Below are 5480 nucleotides of genomic sequence, written 5' to 3' on the forward strand. Positions count from 1 at the left end.
TCGGCCGGGAAAAGGTCCGGAAATACAGGTGGGGGCTGCTCCCGGCCACAGCCAGAAACAGCCCCCACCAAAAGAAGTCCGGCGGCGTCCTACTCTCCCACGCGGTCACCCACGCAGTACCATCGGCGCTGAAGGGCTTAGCTACCGGGTTCGGAATGGAACCGGGCGTTTCCCCTTCGCCAAAGCCACCGAAACACTACCAGACCCAACCGAAACCGGTCGCAGCCCGAGAACCGCACAGTGGACGCAGAACAGCAGAATCTTTGTGGTCAAGCCCTCGGCCTATTAGTACCGGTCAGCTCCATGCGTTGCCGCACTTCCACCTCCGGCCTATCAACCCGATCATCTAGTCGGGGGCCTTACCAGGCTACCCTGTGGGAGACCTCATCTCGAAGCGAGCTTCCCGCTTAGATGCTTTCAGCGGTTATCCCTTCCGAACGTAGCCAACCAGCCATGCTCTTGGCAGAACAACTGGCACACCAGAGGTTCGTCCGTCCCGGTCCTCTCGTACTAGGGACAGCCCTTCTCAAGTCTCCTGCGCGCGCGGCGGATAGGGACCGAACTGTCTCACGACGTTCTAAACCCAGCTCGCGTACCGCTTTAATGGGCGAACAGCCCAACCCTTGGGACCTACTCCAGCCCCAGGATGCGACGAGCCGACATCGAGGTGCCAAACCTTGCCGTCGATATGGACTCTTGGGCAAGATCAGCCTGTTATCCCCGGGGTACCTTTTATCCGTTGAGCGACGGCGCTTCCACAAGCCACCGCCGGATCACTAGTCCCTGCTTTCGCACCTGCTCGACATGTCTGTCTCACAGTCAAGCTCCCTTGTGCACTTGCACTCAACACCTGATTGCCAACCAGGCTGAGGGAACCTTTGGGCGCCTCCGTTACCCTTTAGGAGGCAACCGCCCCAGTTAAACTACCCACCTGACACTGTCCCTGATCCGGATCACGGACCGAGGTTAGACATCCAGTACGACCAGAGTGGTATTTCAACAATGACTCCACCGGAACTGGCGTCCCAGCTTCACAGTCTCCCACCTATCCTACACAAACCGAACCGAACACCAATATCAAGCTGTAGTAAAGGTCCCGGGGTCTTTCCGTCCTGCCGCGCGTAACGAGCATCTTTACTCGTAATGCAATTTCGCCGAGTCTGTGGTTGAGACAGTAGGAAAGTCGTTACGCCATTCGTGCAGGTCGGAACTTACCCGACAAGGAATTTCGCTACCTTAGGATGGTTATAGTTACCACCGCCGTTTACTGGCGCTTAAGTTCTGAGCTTCGCCCCGAAGAGCTAACCCGTCCCCTTAACGTTCCAGCACCGGGCAGGCGTCACTCCGTATACATCGTCTTACGACTTCGCACGGAGCTGTGTTTTTAGTAAACAGTCGCTTTCCCCTGGTCTCTGCGGCCCCTCCCCGCTTCGGAGGTAAACTCCTACACAGGAAGTGGCCCCCCTTCTCCCGAAGTTACGGGGGCATTTTGCCGAGTTCCTTAACCACAGTTCACTCGCACGCCTCGGTATTCTCTACCTGACCACCTGTGTCGGTTTAGGGTACGGGCGGCCCTGACACTCGCTAGAGGCTTTTCTCGGCAGCATGGGATCACCCACTTCGCCACAATCGGCTCGGCATCAGGTCTCAAGCACATGAAGCACGGATTTACCTGCACTTCGCCCTACACCCTTGCCCCAGGAAAACCACCTCCTGGGTTGGACTACCCTCCTGCGTCACCCCATCGCTTGCCTACTACCAGCCGGGGTCCCGACCAGCCCAAGCCCCACCCGAAGGCAGAACAAAAACCAGAACGGTTAGCACAAACCAGGTTCAGCATGGGCGCGTCAGCGCCGGTACGGGAATATCAACCCGTTGTCCATCGACTACGCCTGTCGGCCTCGCCTTAGGTCCCGACTCACCCTGGGCGGAAAAGCCTGCCCCAGGAACCCTTGGTCATTCGGCGGACGGGATTCTCACCCGTCATTCGCTACTCATGCCTGCATTCTCACTCGTATGGCATCCACGGCTGGGTCACCCCGCCGCTTCACACGCCATACGACGCTCCCCTACCCACGCACAGACCTGGACCTCCGAAAAGGCCGGGTTCACCATGCATGCCGCAGCTTCGGCGGTGCGCTTGAGCCCCGCTACATTGTCGGCGCGGAATCACTTGACCAGTGAGCTATTACGCACTCTTTCAAGGGTGGCTGCTTCTAAGCCAACCTCCTGGTTGTCTATGCGACTCCACATCCTTTTCCACTTAGCGCACGCTTAGGGGCCTTAGCTGGCGATCTGGGCTGTTTCCCTCTCGACTACGAAGCTTATCCCCCGCAGTCTCACTGCCACGCTTCACTTACCGGCATTCGGAGTTTGGCTGACTTCAGTAAGCTTGTAGGCCCCCTAGGCCATCCAGTGCTCTACCTCCGGCAAGAAACACGTGACGCTGCACCTAAATGCATTTCGGGGAGAACCAGCTATCACCGAGTTTGATTGGCCTTTCACCCCTACCCACAGCTCATCCCCCAGGTTTTCAACCCTGGTGGGTTCGGTCCTCCACACGGTCTTACCCGCGCTTCAACCTGGCCATGGGTAGATCACTCGGCTTCGGGTCTTGGACATGCGACTCAACGCCCTATTCGGACTCGCTTTCGCTACGGCTACCCCACACGGGTTAACCTCGCCACACACCGCAAACTCGCAGGCTCATTCTTCAAAAGGCACGCGGTCACCAGGCTCCGAAAAGCCCAGCCCCCACGGATTGTAGGCACACGGTTTCAGGTACTATTTCACTCCCCTCCCGGGGTACTTTTCACCTTTCCCTCACGGTACTAGTCCGCTATCGGTCACCAGGGAGTATTTAGGCTTAGCGGGTGGTCCCGCCAGATTCACACGGAATTTCACGGGCTCCGTGCTACTTGGGATACTGCTCAAGAGACGTGCCGTTTTCACCTACAGGGCTATTACCCTCTATGGCGGTCCATTCGCATGACCTTCGGCTAACAACACGTTTTCTAACTCTTCGACGAAGCGGCAGCAACATCAGAACAGTCCCACAACCCCAGCTACGCAACGCCTGCCGGCTATCACACGAAACTGGTTTAGCCTCATCCGCTTTCGCTCACCACTACTCGCGGAATCACGGTTGTTTTCTCTTCCTGCGGGTAATGAGATGTTTCACTTCCCCGCGTTCCCTCCACATGCCCTATGTGTTCAGGCATGGGTGACAGGATTTAAAGCCCTGCCGGGTTTCCCCATTCGGAAATCCTCGGATCATAGCTCGGTTGACAGCTCCCCGAGGCATATCGCAGCCTCCCACGTCCTTCATCGGCTCCTGGTGCCAAGGCATCCACCGTGCGCCCTTAATAACTTGGCCACAAAGATAAAGATGCTCGCGTCCACTGTGCAGTTCTCAAACTACGAACGGAAACCAGCCGCGCCCGTGAGACCAAACCCATCACCCAAAAGGCGACAGCGGTATCCCACCACAACCAGCCCGCACACCCACCCCGCCCAACAACCCCGACAACCCGAAGGCCACCGAGGCACGTTGAACAAAAGCAGGGCCACACACGAGGGCACCTAACTCCCTCAGGACCCAACAGCGTACCGACCCACCAACCCCAGCCCCAACCCCAAGCCCACACAGGAACCCAGAATCCGAACCAGCAGCCAGCAGAACAAGTCAGCGTTCCACCCATGAGCATCCAGACCAGCCACTCGACTGACCATCGCTCTGGACCAGGCAACCACCCACTACAGGGGCACCCAGCCAGAAAGCTCCTTAGAAAGGAGGTGATCCAGCCGCACCTTCCGGTACGGCTACCTTGTTACGACTTCGTCCCAATCGCCGGTCCCACCTTCGACGGCTCCCCCCACAAGGGTTGGGCCACCGGCTTCGGGTGTTACCGACTTTCGTGACGTGACGGGCGGTGTGTACAAGGCCCGGGAACGTATTCACCGCAGCATTGCTGATCTGCGATTACTAGCGACTCCGACTTCACGGGGTCGAGTTGCAGACCCCGATCCGAACTGAGACCGGCTTTTTGGGATTCGCTCCACCTCGCGGTATCGCAGCCCATTGTACCGGCCATTGTAGCATGTGTGCAGCCCAGGACGTAAGGGGCATGATGACTTGACGTCATCCCCACCTTCCTCCGAGTTGACCCCGGCAGTCTCCTATGAGTCCCCGACATGACTCGCTGGCAACATAGGACAAGGGTTGCGCTCGTTGCGGGACTTAACCCAACATCTCACGACACGAGCTGACGACAGCCATGCACCACCTGTGCAGAGCCCCTAAGGACCCCATATCTCTACAGGATTTCTCTGCATGTCAAGCCCTGGTAAGGTTCTTCGCGTTGCATCGAATTAAGCCACATGCTCCGCCGCTTGTGCGGGCCCCCGTCAATTCCTTTGAGTTTTAGCCTTGCGGCCGTACTCCCCAGGCGGGGCGCTTAATGCGTTAGCTGCGGCACGGAGGCCGTGGAAGGTCCCCCACACCTAGCGCCCAACGTTTACGGCGTGGACTACCAGGGTATCTAATCCTGTTCGCTCCCCACGCTTTCGCTCCTTAGCGTCAGTTCCGGCCCAGAGACCCGCCTTCGCCACCGGTGTTCCTCCTGATATCTGCGCATTTCACCGCTACACCAGGAATTCCAGTCTCCCCTACCGGACTCTAGCCTGCCCGTATCGACTGCAGGCCCGGGGTTGAGCCCCGGGTTTTCACAGCCGACGCGACAGGCCGCCTACGAGCTCTTTACGCCCAATAATTCCGGACAACGCTTGCACCCTACGTATTACCGCGGCTGCTGGCACGTAGTTGGCCGGTGCTTCTTCTGCAGGTACCGTCACTCTCGCTTCGTCCCTGCTGAAAGAGGTTTACAACCCGAAGGCCGTCATCCCTCACGCGGCGTCGCTGCGTCAGGCTTTCGCCCATTGCGCAATATTCCCCACTGCTGCCTCCCGTAGGAGTCTGGGCCGTGTCTCAGTCCCAGTGTGGCCGATCGCCCTCTCAGGCCGGCTACCCGTCGTCGCCTTGGTAGGCCATCACCCCACCAACAAGCTGATAGGCCGCGGGCCCATCCCAAGCCGATAAATCTTTCCACACCACCAGATGCCCGATGATGTCATATCCGGCATTAGCCCCGGTTTCCCGGAGTTATTCCAGAGCTTGGGGCAGGTTGCCCACGTGTTACTCACCCGTTCGCCGCTAGGAGCAAGCTCCTCGCTCGACTTGCATGTGTTAAGCACGCCGCCAGCGTTCGTCCTGAGCCAGGATCAAACTCTCCATCAATGCTTTGAAAGAGATGGCCGGGCCGCCAAGCCCAACCGATCCTGACAAGACAGATTCTCGTATGAGTCTATCATTGCCAAAGGAATTTCCCACCACAACCAGAAGCACTAAGCCCTGGCCATGGACGGGGGTTAAAAAATATGGCACTGACTATTCGGTACGCTGTTGAGTTCTCAAGGAGCAG

Annotated in this window: 3 rRNA genes; all 3 read right to left on the minus strand. The window is 58.2% G+C overall.

Annotated features, from left to right (window positions below):
* Nucleotides 1-76: 76 nt before the first annotated feature.
* Nucleotides 77-193: ribosomal RNA gene (gene rrf, locus FMEAI12_RS19130) — 5S ribosomal RNA — on the minus strand.
* Nucleotides 194-265: 72 nt separating this feature from the next.
* Nucleotides 266-3376: ribosomal RNA gene (locus tag FMEAI12_RS19135) — 23S ribosomal RNA — on the minus strand.
* Between the two features lie 412 nt (nucleotides 3377-3788).
* A 16S ribosomal RNA gene (locus FMEAI12_RS19140) occupies nucleotides 3789-5296 on the minus strand.
* The 16S, 23S and 5S rRNA genes sit together here, the layout of an rRNA operon.
* Between the last annotated feature and the right edge of the window lie 184 nt (nucleotides 5297-5480).

This window comes from Parafrankia sp. Ea1.12 (assembly GCF_900465275.1).
Classification (GTDB): Bacteria; Actinomycetota; Actinomycetes; order Frankiales; family Frankiaceae; genus Parafrankia; species Parafrankia soli.